At 64.9% G+C, this 22,726-nt stretch carries 17 protein-coding genes; 15 read left to right on the top strand and 2 right to left on the bottom strand.

What is annotated here, in order from left to right:
- Positions 1-2: 2 nt before the first annotated feature.
- From JQ631_RS05005 to JQ631_RS04990, 4 genes are all read left to right on the top strand, one after another.
- Positions 3-785, top strand: a complete 783-nt coding sequence (locus JQ631_RS05005) for an inositol monophosphatase family protein (protein ID WP_212324517.1) — start codon at positions 3-5, stop codon at positions 783-785.
- 100 nt (positions 786-885) lie between these two features.
- A complete protein-coding gene (locus JQ631_RS05000; RefSeq protein WP_249160481.1) occupies positions 886-1,920 on the top strand; it encodes an ABC transporter substrate-binding protein in 1,035 nt (344 codons plus the stop codon).
- A gap of 22 nt (positions 1,921-1,942) precedes the next feature.
- Complete coding sequence (locus JQ631_RS04995) at positions 1,943-4,123, top strand: ABC transporter permease (protein ID WP_212324513.1); 2,181 nt, start codon at positions 1,943-1,945, stop codon at positions 4,121-4,123.
- A gap of 9 nt (positions 4,124-4,132) precedes the next feature.
- Entirely contained in the window at positions 4,133-5,179 is a 1,047-nt protein-coding gene (locus JQ631_RS04990; RefSeq protein ID WP_212324511.1) for an ABC transporter ATP-binding protein, read from the top strand.
- A gap of 21 nt (positions 5,180-5,200) precedes the next feature.
- Here the strand turns inward: JQ631_RS04990 and JQ631_RS04985 are convergent, their stop codons facing one another.
- Positions 5,201-5,644: a TspO/MBR family protein gene (locus JQ631_RS04985; protein WP_212324509.1), complete on the bottom strand. Its 444-nt coding sequence runs from the start codon at positions 5,642-5,644 to the stop codon at positions 5,201-5,203.
- 42 nt (positions 5,645-5,686) lie between these two features.
- Between JQ631_RS04985 and dinB the strand changes: the two genes are divergently transcribed.
- From dinB to JQ631_RS04970, 3 genes are all read left to right on the top strand, one after another.
- On the top strand, positions 5,687-6,787 hold the full coding sequence (gene dinB / locus JQ631_RS04980; protein ID WP_212324507.1) for a DNA polymerase IV: 1,101 nt from the start codon (positions 5,687-5,689) through the stop codon (positions 6,785-6,787).
- Positions 6,788-6,886: 99 nt separating this feature from the next.
- Complete coding sequence (locus JQ631_RS04975) at positions 6,887-8,299, top strand: sensor histidine kinase (protein ID WP_212324505.1); 1,413 nt, start codon at positions 6,887-6,889, stop codon at positions 8,297-8,299.
- A 49-nt stretch (positions 8,300-8,348) separates the two neighbouring features.
- On the top strand, positions 8,349-8,894 hold the full coding sequence (locus JQ631_RS04970) for a redoxin domain-containing protein (RefSeq protein ID WP_249160151.1): 546 nt from the start codon (positions 8,349-8,351) through the stop codon (positions 8,892-8,894).
- A gap of 9 nt (positions 8,895-8,903) precedes the next feature.
- On the opposite strand, the gene JQ631_RS04965 is transcribed toward JQ631_RS04970, so the two are convergent.
- Positions 8,904-11,063: an exonuclease domain-containing protein gene (locus JQ631_RS04965; RefSeq protein WP_212324503.1), complete on the bottom strand. Its 2,160-nt coding sequence runs from the start codon at positions 11,061-11,063 to the stop codon at positions 8,904-8,906.
- Between the two features lie 397 nt (positions 11,064-11,460).
- Here JQ631_RS04965 and JQ631_RS04960 point away from each other — a divergent pair, with 397 nt between their 5' ends.
- The 8 genes from JQ631_RS04960 (at position 11,461) to JQ631_RS04925 (ending at position 22,717) form a co-directional block, all read left to right on the top strand.
- Positions 11,461-12,711 carry an ABC transporter substrate-binding protein gene (locus JQ631_RS04960; protein WP_212324501.1) on the top strand — a complete coding sequence of 417 codons (1,251 nt, stop codon included), beginning with the start codon at positions 11,461-11,463 and terminating at the stop codon, positions 12,709-12,711.
- A 129-nt stretch (positions 12,712-12,840) separates the two neighbouring features.
- Entirely contained in the window at positions 12,841-13,668 is an 828-nt protein-coding gene (locus tag JQ631_RS04955; RefSeq protein ID WP_212324500.1) for a helix-turn-helix domain-containing protein, read from the top strand.
- A gap of 197 nt (positions 13,669-13,865) precedes the next feature.
- Complete coding sequence (locus JQ631_RS04950) at positions 13,866-14,876, top strand: branched-chain amino acid ABC transporter permease (RefSeq protein ID WP_212324498.1); 1,011 nt, start codon at positions 13,866-13,868, stop codon at positions 14,874-14,876.
- 1 nt (position 14,877) lies between these two features.
- Positions 14,878-15,966, top strand: a complete 1,089-nt coding sequence (locus JQ631_RS04945; RefSeq protein WP_212324497.1) for a branched-chain amino acid ABC transporter permease — start codon at positions 14,878-14,880, stop codon at positions 15,964-15,966.
- Entirely contained in the window at positions 15,959-16,741 is a 783-nt protein-coding gene (locus tag JQ631_RS04940; protein WP_212324496.1) for an ABC transporter ATP-binding protein, read from the top strand. The genes JQ631_RS04945 and JQ631_RS04940 overlap by 8 nt, the downstream gene beginning before the upstream one ends.
- The gene (locus JQ631_RS04935) at positions 16,734-18,947 is read left to right on the top strand and encodes an ABC transporter permease (protein WP_212324495.1); all 2,214 of its coding nucleotides are present in this window, start codon (positions 16,734-16,736) and stop codon (positions 18,945-18,947) included. The genes JQ631_RS04940 and JQ631_RS04935 overlap by 8 nt, the downstream gene beginning before the upstream one ends.
- Before the next feature lie 3 nt (positions 18,948-18,950).
- Entirely contained in the window at positions 18,951-19,784 is an 834-nt protein-coding gene (locus JQ631_RS04930) for a phosphoenolpyruvate hydrolase family protein (protein WP_212324494.1), read from the top strand.
- Between the two features lie 26 nt (positions 19,785-19,810).
- On the top strand, positions 19,811-22,717 hold the full coding sequence (locus tag JQ631_RS04925; RefSeq protein ID WP_212324493.1) for a flotillin family protein: 2,907 nt from the start codon (positions 19,811-19,813) through the stop codon (positions 22,715-22,717).
- The last annotated feature ends 9 nt before the right edge of the window (positions 22,718-22,726 follow it).

Here is a 22,726-nt window from a genome sequence, read left to right as displayed (position 1 = left end):
CCATGACGCCGGCCGAACTCCTGCTGCGCCGCTACGCAGCCCAGGGCCTCGTCGCCGAGGCCGGGCGCATCGCGCTCGACTATTTCGGCCGCAAGGAAAGCCTCGGCATCTCGATGAAGGGGGCGCAGGATTGGCTCACCGTCGCCGATGGCGCCGTCGAGGACTCTTTGCGTGCGCGGCTGGCGGAGCTTTTCCCTGGCGACACCGTCATTGGCGAGGAAGGCGGCGGCGAGGCCAGCGATGCGGTCTGGATCATCGATCCGATCGACGGCACTTCGAACTTCGCCCATGGCGATCGCAACTGGTGCATCTCCATGGGCTTCCTGCTCAACCGCGAGCCGACGATCGGGATCGTCGCCGCACCGGCGCTGGACGAGCTCTATGTCGCCCAACGCGGCCAGGGCGCGACGCTGAACGGGCGGAGGATCGCGGTCTCCGGCGTCGATGATATCCGACGCGCCTATGTCGAACTGGGCTGGTCGGCCCGCCTGCCCGCCCAGCGCTATCTCGACGTGATCGGCCGCGGTTATGCCGCCGGCTGCTCGATCAAGCGCTCGGGTTCCGGCACTCTGGGCCTCTGTCATGTCGCCAACGCGCGCACCGACGCCTATGCCGAGCTGCACATCAACGCCTGGGACGTCGCCGCCGGCATTGTGATCGTCGGCGAGGCCGGCGGCTGGGTGAACGATTTCTTTGCCGGGGACGGCATCAGCAAGGGCAACCCGATCCTGTGTTGCACGCCCGCGCTGGCATCGCAGCTCGGCGAAATCACGGGAATTACCTAGTCCGCGCGACGACTATTGCTTTGAGGCGGTGAAGGCTCCACCATCGCTCCCAATTGCGAAGAACATCAAGTTCTCGTTTCCGGGGAGGTGGGCCATGCTTTTGAGATCTTTGACTGCAAGAGTTCTGCTCGGTGCCGGCATCCTGATCGTGGGCGCAGCCGCTGCGCCGGCGTCGGCCCAGGGTTCGCTCGTCATGTATTGCGGCGTGCAGGAGGAATGGTGCCGCGCGATGTCCACCACCTTCGAGAAGGAGACGGGCATCAAGGTTGCGATGACGCGAAAATCAGCCGGCGAAGTCTACGCGCAGCTCAGGGCGGAGGCCTCGAATCCGCGCGCCGACATCTGGTGGGGCGGCACCGGCGACCCGCATCTTCAGGCGGCCGAAGAGGGGCTGACGCTCGAATACGAATCTCCCGCCAACAAGGATCTGCAGGATTGGGCGTTGAACCAGTGGAAAGCGGCGAAGCAGCGCTCGATCGGCATCTATGCCGGCGCGCTCGGCTTCGGCTTCAACACCGAGCAGATCAAGGCCAAGGGCATCCCGGAGCCGAAATGCTGGGCCGATCTGCTCAACCCCAAACTCAAGGATGACGTGCAGGTCGCCGACCCGAACTCGTCCGGCACGGCCTATACCCTGCTGGCCACGGTCGTGCAGCTGATGGGCGAGGACAAGGGCTTCGATTATCTCAAGGCCCTGCACAAGAATGTCAGCCAGTACACCAAATCAGGCGCCGCGCCGGCGAAGGCGGCAAGCCTGGGCGAAACCGCCGTCGGCATCGTCTTCATCCATGATGCCGTCGTCTTCGCGGTACAGGGCGACCCGATCAAGCCCGTCGCGCCATGCGAGGGCACGGGCTACGAGATCGGCTCGATGTCGATCGTCAAGGGCGCGCGCAATCTGGAGAACGCCAAGAAGTTCTACGACTGGGCGCTGACGCCCGCCGCGCAGGCTCTCGGCGCCGCCGCGAAATCGTATCAGGTCCCGTCCAACAAGAATGCGCCGGTGCCCCCGCAGGCGCCGAAGATGAACGAGATGAAGCTGATCAACTACGATTTCGTCAAGTACGGCTCCTCGGCCGAGCGCTCGCGGCTGCTGACAAAGTGGGACAAGGAGGTCAAGGCGCTGCCGAAATAGCCGCCGGCTGCGGAGACATCGGATGCGCCCTGCGACGCGGCTTGCTCTGCTGTTCGGCTGGCTGGGCTACGCGTTCGCGCCCTGGTACCTGCCGGAAGAGTGGGACCTCGCGGGCTATCCGTTCGGACGGGCCGGCACGGCGCTGGCGCTTGCGGTGTCAGGCGCGGCGCCGTGGCTCTGGCCGATCGGCATCGCGCTCGTCGGGGCGACACTCCTCGCCGTCCGTGCCGAGACCACTTTTAGCGGCCGGGCGCTGATCGCCATCGGGCTTTTCGGTCTCGTCACGTTCTTCGCACAGGGCTTTGCGATTACGTTGCCTGACCAGGGAATTCCCTGGCTCGCAGCGGTTCTCGGCGGCGCAGGCGCGGCGCAGCCGGGCATGGGTTTCGGCGCGTTGCTGACCCTGTTCGCGCTTCTCCTGCTGCTCTGCCACGGCCTGGCCTATCGCGGCTTTTGCCGGGGCGATCTCTTCACCACGTCCACCATCGGTGTCGTGGTGCTGCTGATCGGCCTCTTCATCTTCCTGCCCGTCGCGGTGATCCTGCGCAGCGCGTTGGTCGACGCCAATGGCGGCTGGGCATTCGGCGAATTCGTCGACCGCCTCTTCTCTTCGACGATCTGGGGACTGGGCTGCCTGGGCGGCGGTATCGCCTGCGGCGTCGCCTGGAATACGCTGATCCTCGGCGTGCTGATCGGCCTGATCACCACGCTGCTGGGCCTCGCCTGCGCGCTGCTCGTGCTGCGCACAGCGATGCCGGGCAAGCGGCTGATGCGCGCGATGACGGTGTTGCCGATCATCACGCCGCCCTTTGTGATCGGCCTTGCGCTCATCCTGCTGTTCGGCCGTTCCGGCGTCGTGACCGGCTTGATGTCCGAATGGTTCGGCATCCCGCGCTCGCGCTGGATCTACGGTCTGCCGGGCGTGCTGCTGGCGCAGGTGCTGGCCTTCGCGCCGATCGCCTTCCTCGTGCTGATGGGTGTGGTCCAGGGTATCGCACCGAGCCTCGAAGAGGCGGCGCAGACGCTTGGCGCCAGGCATTGGCCGACGTTCCGCTCCGTGACCTGGCCGTTGCTGCGGCCGGGACTCGCCAACGCTTTTCTGCTCGGCTTCGTCGAGAGCCTGGCCGATTTCGGCAACCCTCTCGTGCTCGGCGGCAATTTCGAAGTGCTCTCGACCAAGATCTTCTTTGCCGTGGTCGGTGCCGCGCACAATCAGGGCATGGCGGCCGTGCTGTCGATCGTGCTGCTCGTGTTCACGCTCGGCGCCTTCTGGCTGCAGCAGGGTTGGCTCGGCGGCAAGAGCTACACCACCGTCTCCGGCAAGGGTGATGCCGGTATTCCGGCGAAGCTGCCCACTTCCGTCACCGTGCTCTCAGCCGGCGTCATCATCCCCTGGGTCGTGCTGACGGCCGTGATCTATGCCGTTATCCTGGTCGGCGGCTTCGTCAAGACGATGGGCCGCGATCATACGCCGACGCTCGAGCATTACCGGACCGGTTTTGCCGTCGATTTCAGCCACGGACTGTTCTTCGAGGGCGCAGCCTGGTCCTCTTTGTTCACGACGTTGAAGGTCGCTGCGATCTCGGCACCGCTGACGGCCGCGATCGGCCTGCTCACCGCCTATCTGCTCACGCGGCAACGCTTCGTCGGCCGGCGGCTGCTCGAATTCACGACCATGCTGAGCTTTGCCATTCCCGGCACCGTGCTCGGCGTCGCCTATATCCTCGCCTTCAACGTGCCGCCGATCGAGATCACCGGGACGGGCCTCATCCTCGTGCTTGCCTTCGTCTTCCGCAACATGCCCGTCGGCATCCGCTCCGGCATTGCGGGGCTGGCACAGATCGACAAGAGCCTCGACGAAGCCTCGACGACCCTGCGGGCACGCAGCTTCACGACGCTGCGCCGTGTCGTACTGCCGTTGCTCAAGCCCGCGCTGGTCGCGGCGCTGATCTACAGCTTCGTGCGCAGCATCACTTCGGTCAGCGCCGTGATCTTTCTCGTGTCGGCCGAGTACAACCTCTCGACCGCCTACATCGTCGGACGGGTCGAGGCCGGCGAGTTCGGCCTCGCCATCGCCTATTCCTCGGTACTGATCGTCGTCATGGCGGCGGGCATCGCGCTCATCCAGCTCGGCGTCGGCGAGCGCAAGCTCGGCCGCAGGTCCGTTGCCGTTGCGACGCCGGCCACCGAGCCCGCCAGATAGGACTTGTCCATGCCCAAATCCGGCCCTGCCTCCGTCGAATTCAACCATGTCAGCATGCGCTACGGCACAGTGACGGCGGTCGACGATGTCAGCTTCACGATCAACGCGGGCGAGCTCGTAACGCTGCTCGGCCCGTCCGGCTGCGGCAAGACGACGACCCTGCGCATGATCGCCGGGCTCGAGATCGCGAGCGAGGGGCAGATCCTGATCGGCGGCAAGGACGTGACACGGCTCTCGGCGGCCGACCGCGACGTCAGCATGGTGTTCCAGTCCTATGCGCTGTTCCCGCATATGAATGTGCTGGAGAACGCGGCCTATGGGCCGACTTTGAAAGGCCTCGGCAAGGCCAAGGCCGAGACCATGGCGCTGGAGAAGCTCGCTCTGGTCGGGCTCAAGGGCTTCGAGAAGCGCTATCCGGCCGAGCTGTCCGGCGGTCAGCAGCAGCGCGTCGCCGTGGCGCGCGCCCTGGTGCTCGAACCGCAGGTGCTGCTATTCGACGAGCCGTTGTCCAATCTCGACGCCAAGCTCAGGCGCAGAGTGCGGCAGGAAATCCGCGAACTGCAGCAGTCGCTGAAGCTCACCGTCGCCTATGTCACGCACGACCAGGAGGAGGCCCTCGCCGTCTCCGACCGCATCATCGTGATGTCGAATGCGAAGATCGCGCAGCAAGGTTCGCCGCGCGAGCTTTATGAGGCTCCGGCGAACGGCTTCGTCGCTGATTTCATCGGCGACGCCAATCTCGTGGAGGTGACGATCGACGCGGTCGAGGGCGGGCAGGCGCAGGTCATGCTGGGGCCCCTCCGCCTGACGCTTCCGGCGCGCGGCCTCACGCCTGGGCCGGCAAAGGCTGCCATTCGACCACACGGCATCATGCTCGGCGATGGCCTCGCAGGAACCGTCAGAAAATCCTCTTACCTCGGCGATCACGTCGAGATGATCGTCTCGACGCCGATCGGCGAGCTCTTTGTCATCAGCCGGCAAACCGATGAGCTCCCGGCTGAAGGTGCGGCGATCAAGCTGTCATTCGCCCCGCAAAGTATTGCTCTCGTTGGGTGACGGACTCGAATCCAGCCGCCCTCAGTTCAAATGCCAGATTGCGGCGTTGAGCACGCCGGCGAAGGCGACCCAGGCTGCATAGGGGATGAACAGCGCGGCCGCCAATCGGTCGCGTGACAGCTCGAGGCCGATATAGACGACGATCGCCGCCAACAGACAGCACAGGATCGCGAGCGCAGCTCCGATCTGGTGCCCAGTGAACATGACCGGCGACCAGGCGAAGTTGAGGGCCAGCTGCGCGATCCAGATAGCCATCGCCTTCCCTCGGGGTTCCCGCCGGAACGTCCGCCAGCCCGCAATGGCGATCAGGATGTAGAGAATGGTCCAGGCCACCGGAAACGCCCAGTTCGGCGGCACAAAGGAAGGCTTTGCCAGAGCGGCATACCATGGACCGGGCAGATTGGTGGCGCCGATCAGCCAGCCGATTCCAACCACGACAACGATGAAGACCAACAGCTGAAGCATACGCACCTCGCGATTCCCTCGGCCCGATTGTATCATCCACGCATGAGCGACTCCGACATCGTGGAAGGCGACGCAGCTCGCGTTCGCAAGATCATCCATATCGACATGGATGCCTTCTACGCGTCCGTGGAACAGCGCGACAACAAGGAACTGCGCGGCAGGCCCGTCGCTGTGGGCGGGTCGGCCGAGCGCGGTGTGGTCGCCGCGGCGAGCTATGAAGCGCGAAAATTCGGCGTCCGTTCCGCGATGGCCTCGGTCACCGCGAAGCGGCAATGTCCTGACCTGATCTTTGTCAAGCCGCGCTTCGAGGTCTACAAGGCGATCAGCCGGCGGATCCGCGAGATTTTTGCCGAGCACACGGAGATCATCGAGCCCCTGTCGCTCGACGAGGCCTATCTCGACGTCACGGAAAACCTGCAAGCCATTCCCCTCGCCCGCGACGTTGCGCTGCGGATCCGCGAGAAGATCAAGGCCGAGACCGGCCTCAACGCGTCGGCGGGCATTTCCTACAACAAGTTCCTGGCCAAGCTTGCCTCCGATCACCGCAAGCCCAACGGTCAGTTCGTGATCTCCCCGGAGATGGGACCCGGTTTCGTGGAGACGTTGCCCGTCGGCAAATTCCACGGCATCGGCCCGGCGACGGGCGCGAAGATGAACGCACTCGGCCTGTTTACCGGTCTCGACATCCGCAACCAGACGCTCGCGTTCATGAATGCGAATTTCGGCAAGTCCGGCGCCTATTACTACTGGATCTCGCGCGGCGTCGACGAACGTCCGGTGCGGGCCAACCGTATCCGCAAGTCGATAGGCGCGGAAACGACGTTCTCGACAGACCTCGCCGAATTTGATGTGCTGGTCGCCGAACTTCGGCCCCTGGTCGACAAGGTCTGGCGCCATTGCGAGACGACCGCCAGCCGGGGCCGCACCGTCACCTTGAAGATCAAGTTCGCCGACTTCGAGATCATCACACGCAGCAGGTCCGTGCTCGCGCCGGTCGCCGGCCGGGACGAGCTGGAGCGCCTCGCCAGCGGCCTGCTCGAGGTCGAGATGCCCCTGCCCAAACGGGTCAGACTCCTCGGTGTCTCGCTGTCGTCCCTCCAGCTCGGAGACGATGCGGAACCACAGCTGACCTTCGGCATCTGATCCGGATTGGCCCGCGACAAACGCGACATCTTTGCTCGCGACGCGGTTTCAAACCTGTCGTAGAGACATCCGTTCAGTGTTTTCGCGATTGATGTTGGAATGCTCGCCTTATTGATACGTTTGGGATTGCGCTTCGAGGACCCCATTGAAGAGCGGCGGTTTGTCGACCAGTACGTCCGGGGCAGCCTCGGGTGGACGCAGATCGCGATGCTGCTCGGCGCCGCCACCTATGCCGGCTACACCCTCTGGGACTGGGTGCTCTACCCTGAAGTTGTTCCGATCACGCTGGCGATCCGTGGCGGCACTGCCGTGTTCGTGCTGCTCCCGCTGATCGCCCTGCTGTCCAGGCGATCGATGAAGCCGCGGGCGGAGACGATCTTCCTCGTCTACTGCGTTGTGCCGGGCTGCATCCTGCCGAGCGTCTATCTCGTCCTGCCGTCGGGCTTCACCTTTGCCGCTGCCGGCATGATGATGATCATCCTGTTCGTCTCGACCATGCTGCCGCTGCGGATCGGCTCGCTGGCGATTTTCTGCGCGCTGTCGTGGGTGGCTCTGATCGTCGCTGAGAGCTTTGCGCCGACGCTGCCGATGGGCCTGAGATTCATCAACCATTCGCTGGTCGGAAACGCTTACGCACTCTCCCTCTATGCGGTGGCCGCGCGCGAGTACCGGGCCCGAAGGCAATTCCGGACGTCCGAGGCCCTGCAACGCGAAAAGGAGCGCTCGGAAAAATCCCTGCGTGATCTGCGCGCGACCCAGGCCCATCTCGTCCAGGCCGAAAAGCTCGCATCGCTTGGCCAGCTCGTGGCTGGCGTCGCGCATGAAGTCAGCACGCCGCTCGGCCTGGCGCTCACGACCTCGACGGCCATGCATGGTGATCTGCAAACCATGACGAATGCATTGAATGGAACATCGGTCCGGCGGTCCGACCTGACCAAAGGCATCAGCAGGCTCCAGCAGGGACTGACTCTCACCTTCGACAACCTGCAGAGGGCGTCCGAGATGGTGCACAGTTTCAAGCAGGTCGCGGTCAACCAGGCCGACGAGGATCGCCGCGCGTTCGAGCTCAAGGAGTGGCTGTCCGAATTGATGGCCAGGCTCGGACCGCTGCTGTCGCATCATGGCCTGGCGGTCGAGGTGCAATGCCCGTCGGGCATTCGCCTCAACAGCTACCCCGGAGCACTCGCCCAGGTGATCAGCAATCTGGCCTTCAACACGGCAGGACACGCCTATCCCGACAAGAGAGGCGGCAAATTCACGATCGCGGTCCATCAGCCTCGGCCGGAGACGGTCCGGCTGGTCTGCTCGGACGAAGGCGTCGGAATTCCTGACGAGTTGCAGGCGCACATTTTCGATCCGTTCGTCACCACAGGTCGCGAAAGCGGCAATGCCGGCCTGGGACTGCACATTGCGTTCAACCTCGTCGCCTCCTCGCTCAGCGGCCGGCTTCAGCTCGAGACCAAACCGGGTCCGGGAACCCAGATCGCCATCGAAATCCCCGTGGCTGCGTAATGGCTGCGATGAGGGACTAAAATCGTGATACATCGGCGAGAGCGTACTGATGAGGACGGATCATATGGCGGCCGCCGAAGCAGCCCAGGAATGGCAAACCACCGCGTGGTTCAATACGCCGGAGCCACTATCGCTGGCCGCGTTGCGTGGCCGCATCGTGATGCTGACCGCCTTCCAGATGCTCTGTCCGGGATGCGTCGCCAACAGCCTTCCGCAGGCCCAGCGTGTCGCCGCAACATTCAAATCATCCGATGTCGCCGTGATCGGTCTGCACAGCGTGTTCGAGCATCACGATGCCATGGGACCGAACGCGCTGCGCGTCTTCCTACACGAGTACAAGATCGGCTTCCCCGTTGCCGTCGACGCGCCCGATGGCAACGACTTTCCGCTGACCATGCGTACTTACGGATTTCAGGGAACGCCGACGATGCTGCTGTTCGATCGTGATGGTCAGCTTCGCCGGCACGTGTTCGGCCATATCCCGGATTTGCAGCTCGGCGCGGAAATCATGGCGCTGGTCTGCGAGGGGTTGCCGCCGGATGCGACCGTTGTTTCCGGGCAAGACGGCGTCTGCGCAACGGATGGCTGCACGTAACGCCCGAAATCAGGCCGCGATCTCTTCCGCTCCGCTTCCGCCCTCGTCCCGCTTCGCGTTGATCAAGTTGAGCAGGTGCGTCGCCGCGCGGGCGTCGCATAGAGCGCGATGGTGGTCTTTCAATTCGATATTGTAGGCCCGGGTGAGCTTGCCGAGCCCGTAGGATTTGTGACCGGGGTAGTGGCGGCGCATGCCCGCGCAGGTGCAGAGCTTTGGAAAGCGGAAACGGCGTTCGAGACGCTCGTATTCCGAGGCGATGAAACCGTAATCGAAATTGACGTTGTGGGCGACGAAAACACCGTCGCCCATGAACTGCATGAAGCTGTCCGCGACTTCCGCGAACAACGGTGCGTTCCGCACCATCTCGTTGGTGATTCCGGTCAACGCGACGATCTTGGCCGGGATCGAGCGCTGAGGGTTGAGCAGCGAATGCCACTCCGCCACGACCTCATGATTGCGGATCTTGACGGCGCCGATCTCGGTGATGCGATCCCCGCCGGTCCAGCCGCCGGTGGTCTCGATGTCCACGACGACATAGTCCTGGTCCGGATCGAAACGGAAATCGGCACGGCCGATCTCCGCAGGGATTCCGGCGTTGCCGAGCTGGCGAAGCCGCGTCAGCTGGTTGCGCCTGATGACGTCACCCTCCGCCTTCACTTCCATGAACGAGACGACGCCGTTCGTCACCAGCATGAGATCGGGAAAGCCGTCGCGCATCGCGCGATAGTCTTCGCACATCAGGCGAAGGATCGTGGCGAGACCATCAGCACTGGCGCCGGCAAGCAGCGCGCGGAGCGCATCCATGTCGACATGGTCCCAGGCGAACAGGCCATTAGGCTTGCCCCATTTTGCGGCGACGACACGCAGGATCTGGGGGAGCGCGGAGCTCGACGCGACAGCCGCCAGCTTCGTCTCGATCCGAGGCGAGAACATCAGAGCGAACGTTCGGTCCTTCAGGCAGTGCGGCATCCAATCGAAGCCGCTGTGCAGCTGTCCAGATTCGAACAGCTCGTCCCAGAACAACAATCCGAACAGGCAATGCCAGAGCGTGTTTTCGGCGTGGAAGACCTCAACGCCCTGCCGGCGCAAGACGCCCGCCAGTCCCGCTTCAGGGCTGCCGCGCCAGGTATCGTCGACCCGAAGCGTTCGTCCCGCCCGCAGCAGCTCGGTGCATAATCCGGTCCGGCGTCCATCGAACTTCCGTGCATAGAAATCGCTCGCGAAGACGAACTCGTTGTCGCTGGCGGGATCGTCGATCATCCGACGCAGCAGGTCTCCAGCCGCGTCCTTGTCGCCTTCCGCGTAAAGCAGACGGGCGAGACGCTCATTGCATTCGGCCGAGGAGCCGGCGCGATAGAGCTGCAGCGCCAGCGCGGCCTCGCCCTTCTTCTCGAAGTGCAGACCGGCCTTGTGGGCCGCGCGGTTCCTGAGATCGGCGGCGTAGTCCGTCGGGCAGACAGGACCGCCAAGGATGTCGGCAACGGAATTGCGATACACCTCGTCCGATCTGGCCTCGAGATGACGCAACAGGCGGGCGTAGTGGAAACAGGCCCTCGCCTCATCCGCGTCGGCAAACCGCGCGCTGAAATCGGCCTGGTCATTGGTGCGCAGGATACCGAGATCGCGCAGCGCGAAATTCTTGAGGTTGTCCTCTGTCTTGCCGAAGTAGAGGTAGAGCAAAAACTCCAGCGGTTCGGTGTCGCCGAGCGCGATGAAAGCCTCGCCACCACAGTGCCGAAATGCGGTGCCGAACGACAGATTGGCGAGACAATAGTCCATCAGCTTCGCCTTGGGCCATGAGGCCCTGACATCGCTCACGCCGGCCGCCTTGGCGCCGTCGAACAACACCGGCTTTGCGAGACAGGCCAGGAACGCAGCGTAGTCCCGTTCGGTCAGGCCGCGGACATGACCGGCGATACCAAGCTCCCCCAGCGCGCCGACCGGGTCGGAGATCTCCGTGTATTTGAACGTGGAGGGATTGAAGACCGTGCCGTTCCGGTTGACCATCCGGATGAACAGGCACTGGGCATCCTTCGACAGCGACGAGAAGCGAGCGACAAACGCACGGTGCCGTTCTGTCAGCACCGGACCATAGGTCTCGCAGACGAAGCTGAGCATCTCGGTGAAGTGGTCGTGGTAGTAGTAGACCGGCAGGACAGGCAGCGTCATCCGCGCTTCACCCTCGGCGCGGCGTAGCCAGACTTTGCTCTGGTCGAAGTTGCGCAGCCGGCAGAGATACCGGCCACTCCTGATTCATGGGCGTCCATGTTCGACTTCTGTTCCTTTCGCCCGACAGTGTCAAGCTCAGAACGGTCGCGTTCGCGCGCAATCCCAGGGTCGTTCCATTCTTGAGGTACACCTCAGAACGATTTGCGACGCACCATTCAAAATGAGACTGCCCGTTAAGCCGCACACGGCTTCGACGCGTGCGCTGCATCCGAGTTCGGTTAGCCTTCATCCCAAGAAACCGTCGAAGAACCGATGGCCTTGCGAAAACGCCGCACGCGCGGCGGACGCGCGAGGGCGCGGTGAAAAACAGCGACAAGAACGCCCAGGGAGGAGAGCAATGTTGAAAGGCAGTCTAGGACTGATCGCGTTGAGCAGCCTGTTATTGTCGGGCACTGCCTACGCGCAGGAGAAGATCAAGGTCGGCGTCACCGCGACGCTCGAAGGCACCTACACCGTGCTCGGCGAGGACGGCATCCGCGGCTTCCAGACGGCACTCAACGTGCTCGGCAAGAAGGTCGGCGACAAGGAGCTCGAATTCGTCATCGCCTCGACCGACGCGACACCCGATTCCGCTGTCCGCGCCGTGCGAAAGCTGATCGAGCAGGACAAGGTGCAGATCCTGCTGTCGCCGCTGTCGGGCGACGAGGGCATCGCGGTCAAGAACTTTGCCAAGACCCATCCGGAGCTGACGTTCATCAACGCGGCCTCGGGCGCCCAGGAAACGACCTATGTCGATCCGGCTCCGAACTTCTTCCGCTACAACATGGACGGCGCGCAGTGGCAGGTCGGCCTCGGCAAATACGCCTATGAGGAAAAGAAGTATCGCAAGATCGCGACGGTCGGCGAGGACTACTCCTTCATCTACACCCAGGTGTTCGGCCTCGTGCTCGAGTTCTGCGGCATGGGCGGGCAGGTCACCAACCGGCAATGGGTGCCGCTCGGCACCAAGGACTTTGCCTCGGTCATCGCCGCCCTGCCCGACGATGTCGACGCGATCTATCTCGGCCTTGGCGGCGCGGATGCCGTCAACTTCCTCAACCAGTACCAGCAGGCCGGCGGCAAGGCGCATCTGATGGGCGGCTCGATCATGATCGACCAGACCATCCTGTCGTCCAAGGGCAACGCCAAGAATGCTCTGGTCGGCACGCTGGCTGCGAGCGGCCAGGCCGACACCTGGGAGGATCCGGGTTGGCAGAAGTTCGTGAAGGACTATCAGGACGCCTTCCCGCCGAACAAGCGCTTCCCCAGCCCGTCGCTGCTCGCCACGAACTACTATGGCTCGACCATGGCGCTGATCCTGGCGCTGCGTCAGGTCAACGGCGACCTCTCGAACAACCAGGCCAAGTACAAGGAAGCGCTGGCCAAGATCGAGCTCGATGCGCCCAACGGCAAGATCAAGCTCGACGCCAACCGCCAGGCGATCGGCACCAACTTCGTCACCGAAGTCGTCGACGACGGCAAGGGCGCGCTGTTCTCGAAGGTCGTGAAGGTGATCCCGAACGTGAACCAGACGCTGGGCTACGATCCCGCGGTGTTCGCCAAGATCGGTTTGCCAAGCCGTACAGTACCGGAATGTAAGAAGTACTGACGTAGTCTCGTTCGCGAGCGATGACTGACCGGGGAGAGATTTGCAAAGAGCGCGACACGTGCGCCCTTGCATTCTCTCCCCGGTTGTTGAACGCTATCAAAAAAGACAAGAGCTTCTGGGAGGGAAGGTATGAGCCGGGCGCTCGCCGTCTTCCACGGCCGCTTCGGCCGGGCGACGGTCTATCAGTTGAACCGCCCTTTCAACATCCACGCACATCGCGAAGGTCATCTGATCTTCCATGTCGGCGGACGTCCCGCATGCATCGATGTCAACGATGGACGTTACGAGCTCACCGAAGGCTCCGTCGTCGCGGTCAATCCATGGGAGCCGCATAATTTCCTGCCGACCGATCTCGACGGCGGTGCCGTCTTCTTCGTGCTCTATGTCAATGCGGAGTGGTTCGCACCCGATGCGCCGGGCGCCGACCGCCTCCGCTTCGGCCGAACCCAGTTCACGCGATCGGTTGCGCTGGACAAGCACATCAGGCACGCGGCTGCTCTTGTGTGCGGCGCACCCTCGCTGAACAGTCTCGATGGCGAGCTGAGACGACTGATCGACATCTGCTACGACGAGAGCTGGCAGCAGGCGGAGACCTTGCGCGATCCACGCGCGAACGGCTCGGTGACCGATTTTCGCGTGCGCAAGTGCATCAAGATGATGTCGGAAAGCCCCGGCGCGGAGATCGAGCTCGACACCATTGCGCGCGAATCCGGCCTGTCGCGGCCGCACTTCTACCGGCTGTTCCGCACCCAGACCGGCGTCACGCCCCACCTCTATCTCAACACCCTGATGATGGAGCAGGCGCTGGAGGCCCTGGTGGCGGGCGAAGCGCCGATCGCCGACATCGGGTTCGATCTCGGCTTTTCCTCGCAGAGCGGTTTCACCCGCTTCTTCGCGGCCAATGTCGGGATGGCGCCGACCGATTATCGCCGCGCCGCCAAGGTTTTGCGCGGCTGACGGACGCGCGAAAAGATACTCACGATCAAGTGCCTCCCTCGCCGCCCCACTAGGATGGGCGAAACGCGATCCCGGCAAGAGGATCGCCTCAGTCCGGGAGGACGCACGTCCATGCCGAGGTACGCAGCCTTCACGGGGCTGTCTGACCTGCATCCGAAGCGTGATGGCGACCGTCGCAAGCGGAGCGAGGTAACGCCATGACCCGCTTTGTCGAACGCCATCCCGCCTGGGCGCTGATCGTCATCATCGCGGTCGCGGTGGCGCTGTGGCTGATCTTCGCGGTGTGGCCGCCCGGACTTGAAGAGGCGGTCGGCCGCAAGCGGGTGTTCCTCAATGCGCTCTTCAATGGCATCACGCTCGGCGGCCTCTACTTCCTCGTCGCCAGCGGCTTCACGCTGATCTTCGGCCTGATGCGCAACGTCAACCTCGCGCATGGCTCGCTGTATCTGTTCGGCGGCTATGTCGGCTACGCCGTCAGCGCCTCGACCGGCTCCTGGATCCTCGCCTTCATCGTCGCCTTCATCCTGACGGCGCTGGTTGGCGTCCTGCTTCAGGTTCTCGTCTTCCGTCGCATGGAGGGCCAGGATCTGCGCCAGACCATGGTGACGATCGGGCTCTCGATCGTGTTCGCCGATCTCATGCTGTGGGCCTGCGGCGGCGACTTCTACCAGATCCAGACCCCGAACTGGCTGATCGGACCGATCGAGCTGCCGCTGCTCACCGCGGTGAAATCCTCCGGCGAACCGGTCTATCTGCGCTATCCGCTGGTCCGGCTCGTGATCTTCCTGGCTTCCGTGATCATCGGCGTCGCGATGTGGCTCGCGCTCAACCGCACCCGGATCGGCATGATCATCCGCGCCGGCGTCGACGATCGCGACATCCTTGCCGCAACCGGCGTGCGTATCCAGGTCGTGTTCGTGCTGGTCTTTGCGCTCGGTGCCGGACTCGCCGGCATCGCAGGCGTCGTGGGCGGCACCTTCCAGTCACTCTCGCCCGGCGAGGACATCCGCTTCCTCCTCGCCTCCCTCGTCGTCGTGATCGTCGGCGGCATGGGGTCGATCCCGGGAGCTGCGCTCGGCGCGCTCATCATCGGTCTCGCCGAGCAGCTCGGCTCGGTCTACATCCCGACCTATGCCATCGTCGTGACCTTCCTGATCATGGTGCTGGTGCTGGCGCTGCGGCCGCAGGGCCTGCTGGCGAGGCGCTGACATGTCCGTCACCCACGATGCGCGCATTCAGGTCCGCAGCCCCGCCGCGACGGCGCAGCGCCCGGCCGCGCGCACCTGGCCCGACATCAACAATCCGGCGGCCTGGATCGTGGCGGCCATCCTGCTGATCATGCCGCTGATCGCGAACGGCTTCTTCCTGATCGAAATCTTTGCGACGACGCTGATCCTCGGCACCATCGCGCTCAGCCTGATGTTCCTCGCCGGCTATGGCGGCATGGTCAGCCTGATGCAGCTCACCATCGCGGGCTTTTGCGCCTACATGGTCGCGGTGTTCGGCGTCAGCGGCAACGCCAATATCAGCCTGGGCTGGCCGTGGTGGCTGGCGGTGCCGATGGCGCTGGCGCTCGCAACGATCTTCGGCACGCTCGGCGGCGCGCTCGCGGTGCGCACCGAAGGCATCTACACCATCATGATCACACTGGCGATTGGTGCGGCCTTCTACTACTTCACCAACCAGAACTGGGCGATCTTCAACGGCCATACCGGTATCAACAACGTCTCAACACCGCATTTCTGGGGCGTCGACTGGCGGGCCGACATTCCTTTCTACTACGTCGTGCTCGCGGTCGCTGCGCTCTGCTATTTTGCGGTCGACTACATCTCCCGCGCGCCGTTCGGCCTCGCACTGCAGGGCGTACGCGACAATCCGCGCCGCATGGCCGCGCTCGGCTTCAACGTCAATGCGCACCGCGTCGCGGCCTATGCGGTGGCCTCCTTCATCGCCGGCCTCGCCGGTGTGCTCCAGGTCTGGAACTATCGTCAGATCTCGCCCGGCTCGGTCAGCGTCGGCGCCTGCATCGATGTCCTCATCATCGCTGTCGTCGGCGGCATCACACGGCCGATCGGTCCCTATATCGGCGCGCTGGTCTTCGTCCTCTTGCGTACCTTCGCGCTCGACTTTCTGGTCAAGATCGGGCTCGACGGCAACCGCTTCCGGCTGCTGATCGGGCTCGGCTTCCTCGCCATCGTATTCTGGTCGTCGGACGGCGTGATCGGCCTGTGGCAGCGCTGGCGCCAGGGCCATCGCCCGCAGTCGGATCGTCCGGGCGGAGGGCGCAGCCATGGATAGCGTCGCACAGCGCCTCTCCGCCGTCGGTGCCGGTGCAGCACTGGAGCTGCGCGGCGTCACGCGGCTGTTCGGCGCGCTAGCGGCGCTGACCGACGTCACCATCACCGTACGCCCCGGCGAACGCCGCGCCGTGCTCGGTTCCAACGGCGCCGGCAAGACCACGCTGTTCAACTGCATCACCGGCGACTTCCCTCCGACGTCGGGCACGATCCGCTTCTTCGGCGAGGACGTCACGCACTTCCCGCCCTATGAGCGCATCCGCCGCGGGCTCAGGCGAACCTATCAGATCTCAGCGTTGTTCCCCGGCCTCACCGTTCAGGACAATGTCTACCTCGCCTGCCGCGGCGTCTCGCGCGGGCGTTTCTCGTTCCTGCGTTCTGGACAGAACGACGCGCTGATGCACGCAGCCGACGGTCTGGTGCAAGCCGTGCACCTCGCCGCAGTGAAGGACCAGCGCGTCGCCGAGCTCGCCCACGGCCAGCAGCGCCAGCTCGAGATCGCGCTGGCGCTTGCCGGCGCTCCACGCTTCGTGCTGTTCGACGAGCCTGCGGCAGGCCTGTCGCCGACCGAGCGCGCCGAGCTGGTCGAGATCCTGACCTCGTTGCCGGCGCATATCGGCTACATCATCATCGAGCACGACATGGACGTGGCGCTTCGCGTCGTCGAGAGCGTGACGATGATGCACAACGGCCGCATCTTCAAGGAAGGCGCGCCGGAAGAAATCCAGTCCGACCCAGAGGTGCAGGAGCTTTATCTCGGAGGCGGCCATGAGTGAGACCCGCCGCTCCGCCGCAGCGCTCGAGGTCCGCGGCCTCGACGTCTATTACGGCCATTCGCACGCGCTGCAGGGCGTCGACCTCTCGCTCGATGCCGGCGTGTTCTCCGTGGTCGGCCGCAACGGCATGGGCAAGACCACGCTGTGCAAGGCGATCATGGGGCTCGTGCCGGTCAGCGGCGGCTCGATCCGGGTCCGTGGTGAAGACATCACGCGGCGACCGCCGGCGCACATTGCGCGGCTCGGTGTCGGCTACGTGCCGCAGGGACGGCGGCTGTGGCGCTCGCTCAGCGTCGACGAGCATCTGCGGCTGGCCGGCGGCATGCGGTCCGGCGCCTGGACCGTGGAGCGCATCTACGACACCTTCCCGCGCCTTGCCGAACGCCGGGATCATGGCGGCGGCCAGCTCTCGGGCGGCGAGCAGCAGATGCTCGCAATCTCGCGCGCGCTGCTGACCAATCCGCAGCTCCTGATCATGGACGAGCCGACCGAAGGGCTCGCGCCCGTCATCGTCGCCCAGGTCGAGGAGATGCTGCTGCAACTCGGCGAGGACGGCGACATGTCCGTGCTCGTGATCGAGCAGAATATCGGCGTCGCCACCGCGATCTCGCGCAACGTCGCGATCATGGTCAACGGCCGCATCAACCGCATCATCGACTCTGGCCGGCTGTCCGCCGATCGCGAACTGCAGCAGCGCCTTCTCGGCGTCGGACTTCATGCCGGGCTCGAACCCGAGATCGATATGCCGGCGGCGGGCGGCGAAGCCAAGCCGGCTCCGCAGCCGGCGCGCGCGAGCGGCCCGATCCGGGTCTACATCTCCAACCCAACCCCGCCGACGCGCTGGTCGCAACCGGCTCCGATCGGACGGATCGAAGCGGCGGCGCGGACGCAGTCGACGCAGGTCGCGCGTCTCGATGAGCCGTCGCGGCGCAAGCGCGAGCCGGCCACGGCGCAGACGTCAGGGCCGCCCGTGGTGCTGATCGTCGGAACGCTCGACACCAAAGGCACTGAGCTTCGCTTCATCCGCGATATCGTCGCGGCGACCGGCCTCCGCACGCGGCTCGTCGACGTCTCCACCAGCGGCAGGCACGCCACCTGCGATGTCTCCGCACAGGAGATCGCGCTGAACCACGGCCGCGGCGGCTCCGCCGTGTTCGGCCCGGATCGCGGCGCCGCCGTCACCGCGATGGCCGACGCGTTGACCAACTGGATCAAGCGCCAGGGCAATGTCGCCGGCGTGATCTCGGCCGGCGGCTCGGGCGCGGCATCGCTGGTCGCACCTGCCATGCGCGCCCTCGCTGTGGGCGTGCCAAAGCTGATCATCTCGTCGGTCGCCTCCGGCGACGTCGCGCCCTACGTGGGACCCGCCGACATCACCATGATGTACTCGGTGACCGACGTGCAGGGTCTCAACTCGATCTCTCGCGCGGTATTGTCGAACGGCGCCAACGCCGTCGCAGGCATGGTCAAGGCGCGGCTCGATCAGCGCGAAGCCAAGGAGCGTGCGGCAAGCGGCCTGGCATCGGTCGGCATCACCATGTTCGGCGTCACCACGCCGGCGGTGCAGAAGATTTCGGCCGATCTGCGCGACGATTTCGAATGCCTGGTCTTCCACGCCACCGGCGTCGGCGGCCGCTCGATGGAGAAGCTGGTCGATTCCGGCCAGCTCGCCGGCATCATCGATCTCACCACGACCGAGATCTGCGATCTCCTGATGGGCGGCGTGTTTCCGGCTACCGAGGATCGCTTCGGCGCTGTCATCCGCACCCGCCTTCCCTATGTCGGCTCGGTCGGCGCCCTCGACATGGTCAATTTCGGCACGCCCGACACCATCCCCGAACGCTATCGCGGCCGTAAATTCCACGTCCACAACCCGCAGGTGACCTTGATGCGGACGACGGCGGAAGAGAACGAGCGCATGGGCCGCTGGATCGGCGAGCGACTGAACCAGATGGATGGGCCGGTGCGATTCTTCCTGCCCGAGGGCGGCGTCTCCGCGCTCGATGCCCGCGGCCAGCCGTTCTGGGACCCGGAAGCCGATGCGGCCCTGTTCCGCACGCTGGAACGCACGGTGCGTGCGACCAGCAACCGCCAGCTCATTCGCGTCAAGCAGAACATCAACGATCCCGACTTCGCCTCGACCATCACGGCTGCGTTCCGAACGCTGTTCGGCCGTGCCGGGGCGCGCCGGAGAGCAGCGAGGTGACCGATGGCCCGGTTTGAACGCGCAGCACTGCTGAAGCGGTTTCGCGAGATGGCGAAGCGCGGCGAGCCGATCGTCGGCGGCGGTGCCGGCACCGGCCTGTCGGCCAAGTGCGAGGAAGCCGGCGGCGTCGATCTCATCGTGATCTACAATTCCGGTCGCTACCGCATGGCCGGTCGCGGCTCGCTCGCCGGGCTGATGCCTTACGGGGACGCAAACGCCATCGTGCTGGAGATGGCCGGCGAAGTCTTGCCCGTCGTCAGCAAGACGCCTGTGCTGGCCGGCGTCAACGGCACCGATCCGTTCCGCGACATGGACGTGTTCCTCGACCAGCTCAAGGCGATCGGGTTTGCAGGCGTGCAGAACTTTCCGACCGTCGGGCTGATCGACGGACTCTTCCGCGCCAATTTGGAAGAAACCGGCATGTCCTACGCGCTCGAGATCGACATGATTGCGAAAGCGCGCGAGAAGGATTTGCTGACGACGCCCTACGTCTTCAGCGAGAAGGAAGCGGCCGCAATGGCGATCGCCGGCGCCGATATCATCGTCTGCCACATGGGCCTGACGACCGGCGGCACGATCGGCGCGCAGACCGCGCCCAAGCTGAAAGACTGCCCGGCACGCATCGACACCTGGGCCTCCGCGGCGCTAAGCGTCAATCCGGACATTCTGGTGCTCGCCCATGGTGGTCCGATCGCGGATCCCGCGGACGCCGATTTCATCATGAAGAACACCCGCTATTGCCACGGTTTCTACGGCGCCTCTTCGATGGAGCGGCTGCCTGTGGAGCGGGCGCTGACGGAACAGGTTCGAAAATTCAAGGCGATCGGCGCGCGATAACGCCTGCAAGATTGAGGGAGGGAAACATGTCAGGGATCCTGGTCGGCGAGCTCATCCTCTGGCTGATCGTCGCTGTTATCGTGATCGTGGTTGGCGTCTACATCGTCAACTGGCTCTATCACCGCTCCTCCAAGGAGGTCTCGTTCGTCCGGACCGGATTTCTCGGCGAGCGCGTGGTGATCAACGGCGGCGCCTTCGTGCTGCCCTTCATCCACGCCTACACGCCGGTCAACATGAACGTTCTACCGATGGGCATCGTACGCTCCAGGCAGGATGCGGTGATCACCCGCGACCGGATGCGCGTCGACATCGAGGCCGACTTCTATGTCCGCGTGCAGCCGACCCGCGAAGCCGTCTCGATTGCGGCCGCCACCCTGGGACGCCGCACCATGGAGCCGGAACAGCTCCACACGCTGCTGGCCGGCAAGTTCATCTCGGCGATCCGCTCGGTCGCCTCCGAAATGACCATGGAGGAGATGCATGAACGCCGCGGCGATTATGTCGCGCGCGTCAAGACCAATGCGGCCGAAGCGCTCGCCCAGAACGGTCTCGAGCTGGAATCGGTCGCCATCACCGATCTCGACCAGACCGACCTCGAATTCTTCAACCCCTCGAACCGCTTCGACGCCGAAGGTCTGACCCGGCTGATGGAGGACATCGAAGCGCGGCGCAAGCTGCGCAACGACATCGAGCAGGATTCGATGATCAAGATCCGCACCCGCAATCTCGAAGCGGAACGGCAGGCCCTGGAGATCGAGCGCGAGAGCGAGACCGCGCGGCTGGAACAGGAACGCGACATCGAGATGCGCCGCGCGCTCCAGCGCACCGAAGTCGCCCGGGAACGCGCCCTGCGCGAAACCGAGGCGGAGCAGGCCCAGATTTCTGCGCGCGAGGCGATCGAGCGCGCGCGGATATCCAATGAGCAGGCGATTGCCGAAGCGCGCATCGCCTCCGAACGCGAGACGCGGCAGAAAGAGATCGAGCGCACCCGCACTATCGAGGAAAAGGAGCTTCTGGCACGCGAGGAGATCGAAAAGACCCGCATCGCCAACCAGCGTTCGATCGACACGACACGGATTGCCAGCGAACGCGAGGTCCGCCAGCGCGAGATCGAGCGGATGCGCACCGTCGAGGAAGCCGAGATCGCGGCCCGCGAAGCCATCGAGAAGGCCCGGATCCAGCAAGACCGCGTCGTCACCGACGCCCGCATCGCCAATGAGGAAGAGACGCGCCGCCGCGAGATCGAGCGCACCCGCGCCGTCGACGAGGCCGAGATCGCCGCCCGCGAAGCCACCGAAAAGGCCCGCATCGCGCAAACGATGATCGTCAATGTCGAGCGCATCTCCTCCGACGAGCGGACCCGCGCGCTGGAGATCCAGCAGGTTCGTACGATCCAGGAGGCTGAGATCGAGGCGCAGCGTGCCGTCGAGGCCGCCCGCATCGCCCGCGAGCGAACGCTCGCCGCCGAGCGCATTGCGGCCGAGCAGAATACAAGGCAGCTTGAGATCGAGCGCAACCAGACACTCGAAGTCGCCGGCATTGCGGCGCGGGAGACCACGGAGGCCTCGCGGATCGCCCAGGAGGAGCGCGTCCGCTCGCTGGAGATCGCCCGCAACCGCGCCGTCGAGGAAGCGGACATTGCCTCCCGCGAGGCGATCGAGGCGGCCCGCATCGCCCAGGAGAAGGCCGTCGCGGCCGAGCGCATCCAGGCCGAGCGCGATACGCGGTCGCTCGAAATCGAACGCACCGGCGTGCTGGAGGCGGCCGAACTAAAACGGCGCGACGCGATCGAACGGCAGCGCATCGTGGTCGATCTGGCGCTCGAGGCGGAGCGGATCACCTCCTCCAAGAAGCGCGAGGTGCTCAACATCGAGCAAAAGAAGGCGATCGAGATTGCCGACGAGGACCGCGTCATCGCCCTCTCCGCCAAGAAGTCCGAGCGGATCGACGCCGACCGCCAGGTTCGGCAGGCCGAGATCGTCGCCCGCAAGGAGGTCGAGACCACCGACGTCTCGCGCGAGCAGGCGCTGGAAGCCGCCCGCCTCGAACGGCGCCGCTCGATCGAGCAGCTCGAGGTCGCCCGCGTCCAATCACTGCAGGAGGCCGAGATCGCCTCCCGCGAGGAAGTGGAACGCGCGCGCATCGCATCCGACCGCGGCCTCGACGAAGCCCGCATCGGCCGCGAACGCGAATTGCGCAAGCTCGAAGTCAACCGCGAGAAGGAGGTTGAGACGGTCCTGATGGAGAAGGCGATCGCCATCCATCAAAAGTCGCTCGAAGAGTCAGCGGCGCGCGCTGCCGCTGAGGAAGCGCGCATCCGCGCCACCGAGGCCGCCGAGAGGGTCGTCACTGCACGCGAAAGCGAGATCGCAAAGCGCCGCAAGACTGTCGAGGTGCTGCTCGCCGAGAAGCAGGCCGAGGAAACCCGGATTGCCGCCGAAGCCGAGCGTGTGCGTGCGGCCGTCGAGGCCGAGGCACAGCGCATGCTCAACGAGGCCGAAAACGTGCTCACCGACCAGGCCCGCTACTCGCTGTTCCGCCGCAAGCTGCTCGACCGGATCGAGGGCATCGTGCGCGAGAGCGTCAAGCCGATGGAGAAGATCGAAGGCATCCGCATCCTCCAGGTGGACGGGCTCAACGGCAATGGCGGCGGCGGCAACGGCGGGCGCAGCGCCACCGACGAGGTGATCGACTCCGCGCTGCGCTACCGAGTGCAGGCACCGCTGATCGATTCCCTCCTCTCGGACATCGGCGTCGAGGGCGGCAGCCTCGCCAAGATGCCGGGCCTGATCCGCGAGGCCCGCGACATGCAGGGCATCAAGGAGTCCGCGCGCAAGGGTGGTGGTGGCGGCGACAAGCCGGCGGCGTCCCCGCCAGCGGCCGAGGGCGGCGGCGAACCGCCGGCCGAACGCGGTCCGCGCAAGAAGAGCTGAGGTCTGACC

This window comes from Bradyrhizobium manausense (assembly GCF_018131105.1).
Classification (GTDB): Bacteria; Pseudomonadota; Alphaproteobacteria; order Rhizobiales; family Xanthobacteraceae; genus Bradyrhizobium; species Bradyrhizobium manausense_B.
This window is presented reverse-complemented; position numbering and strand designations above follow the sequence as displayed.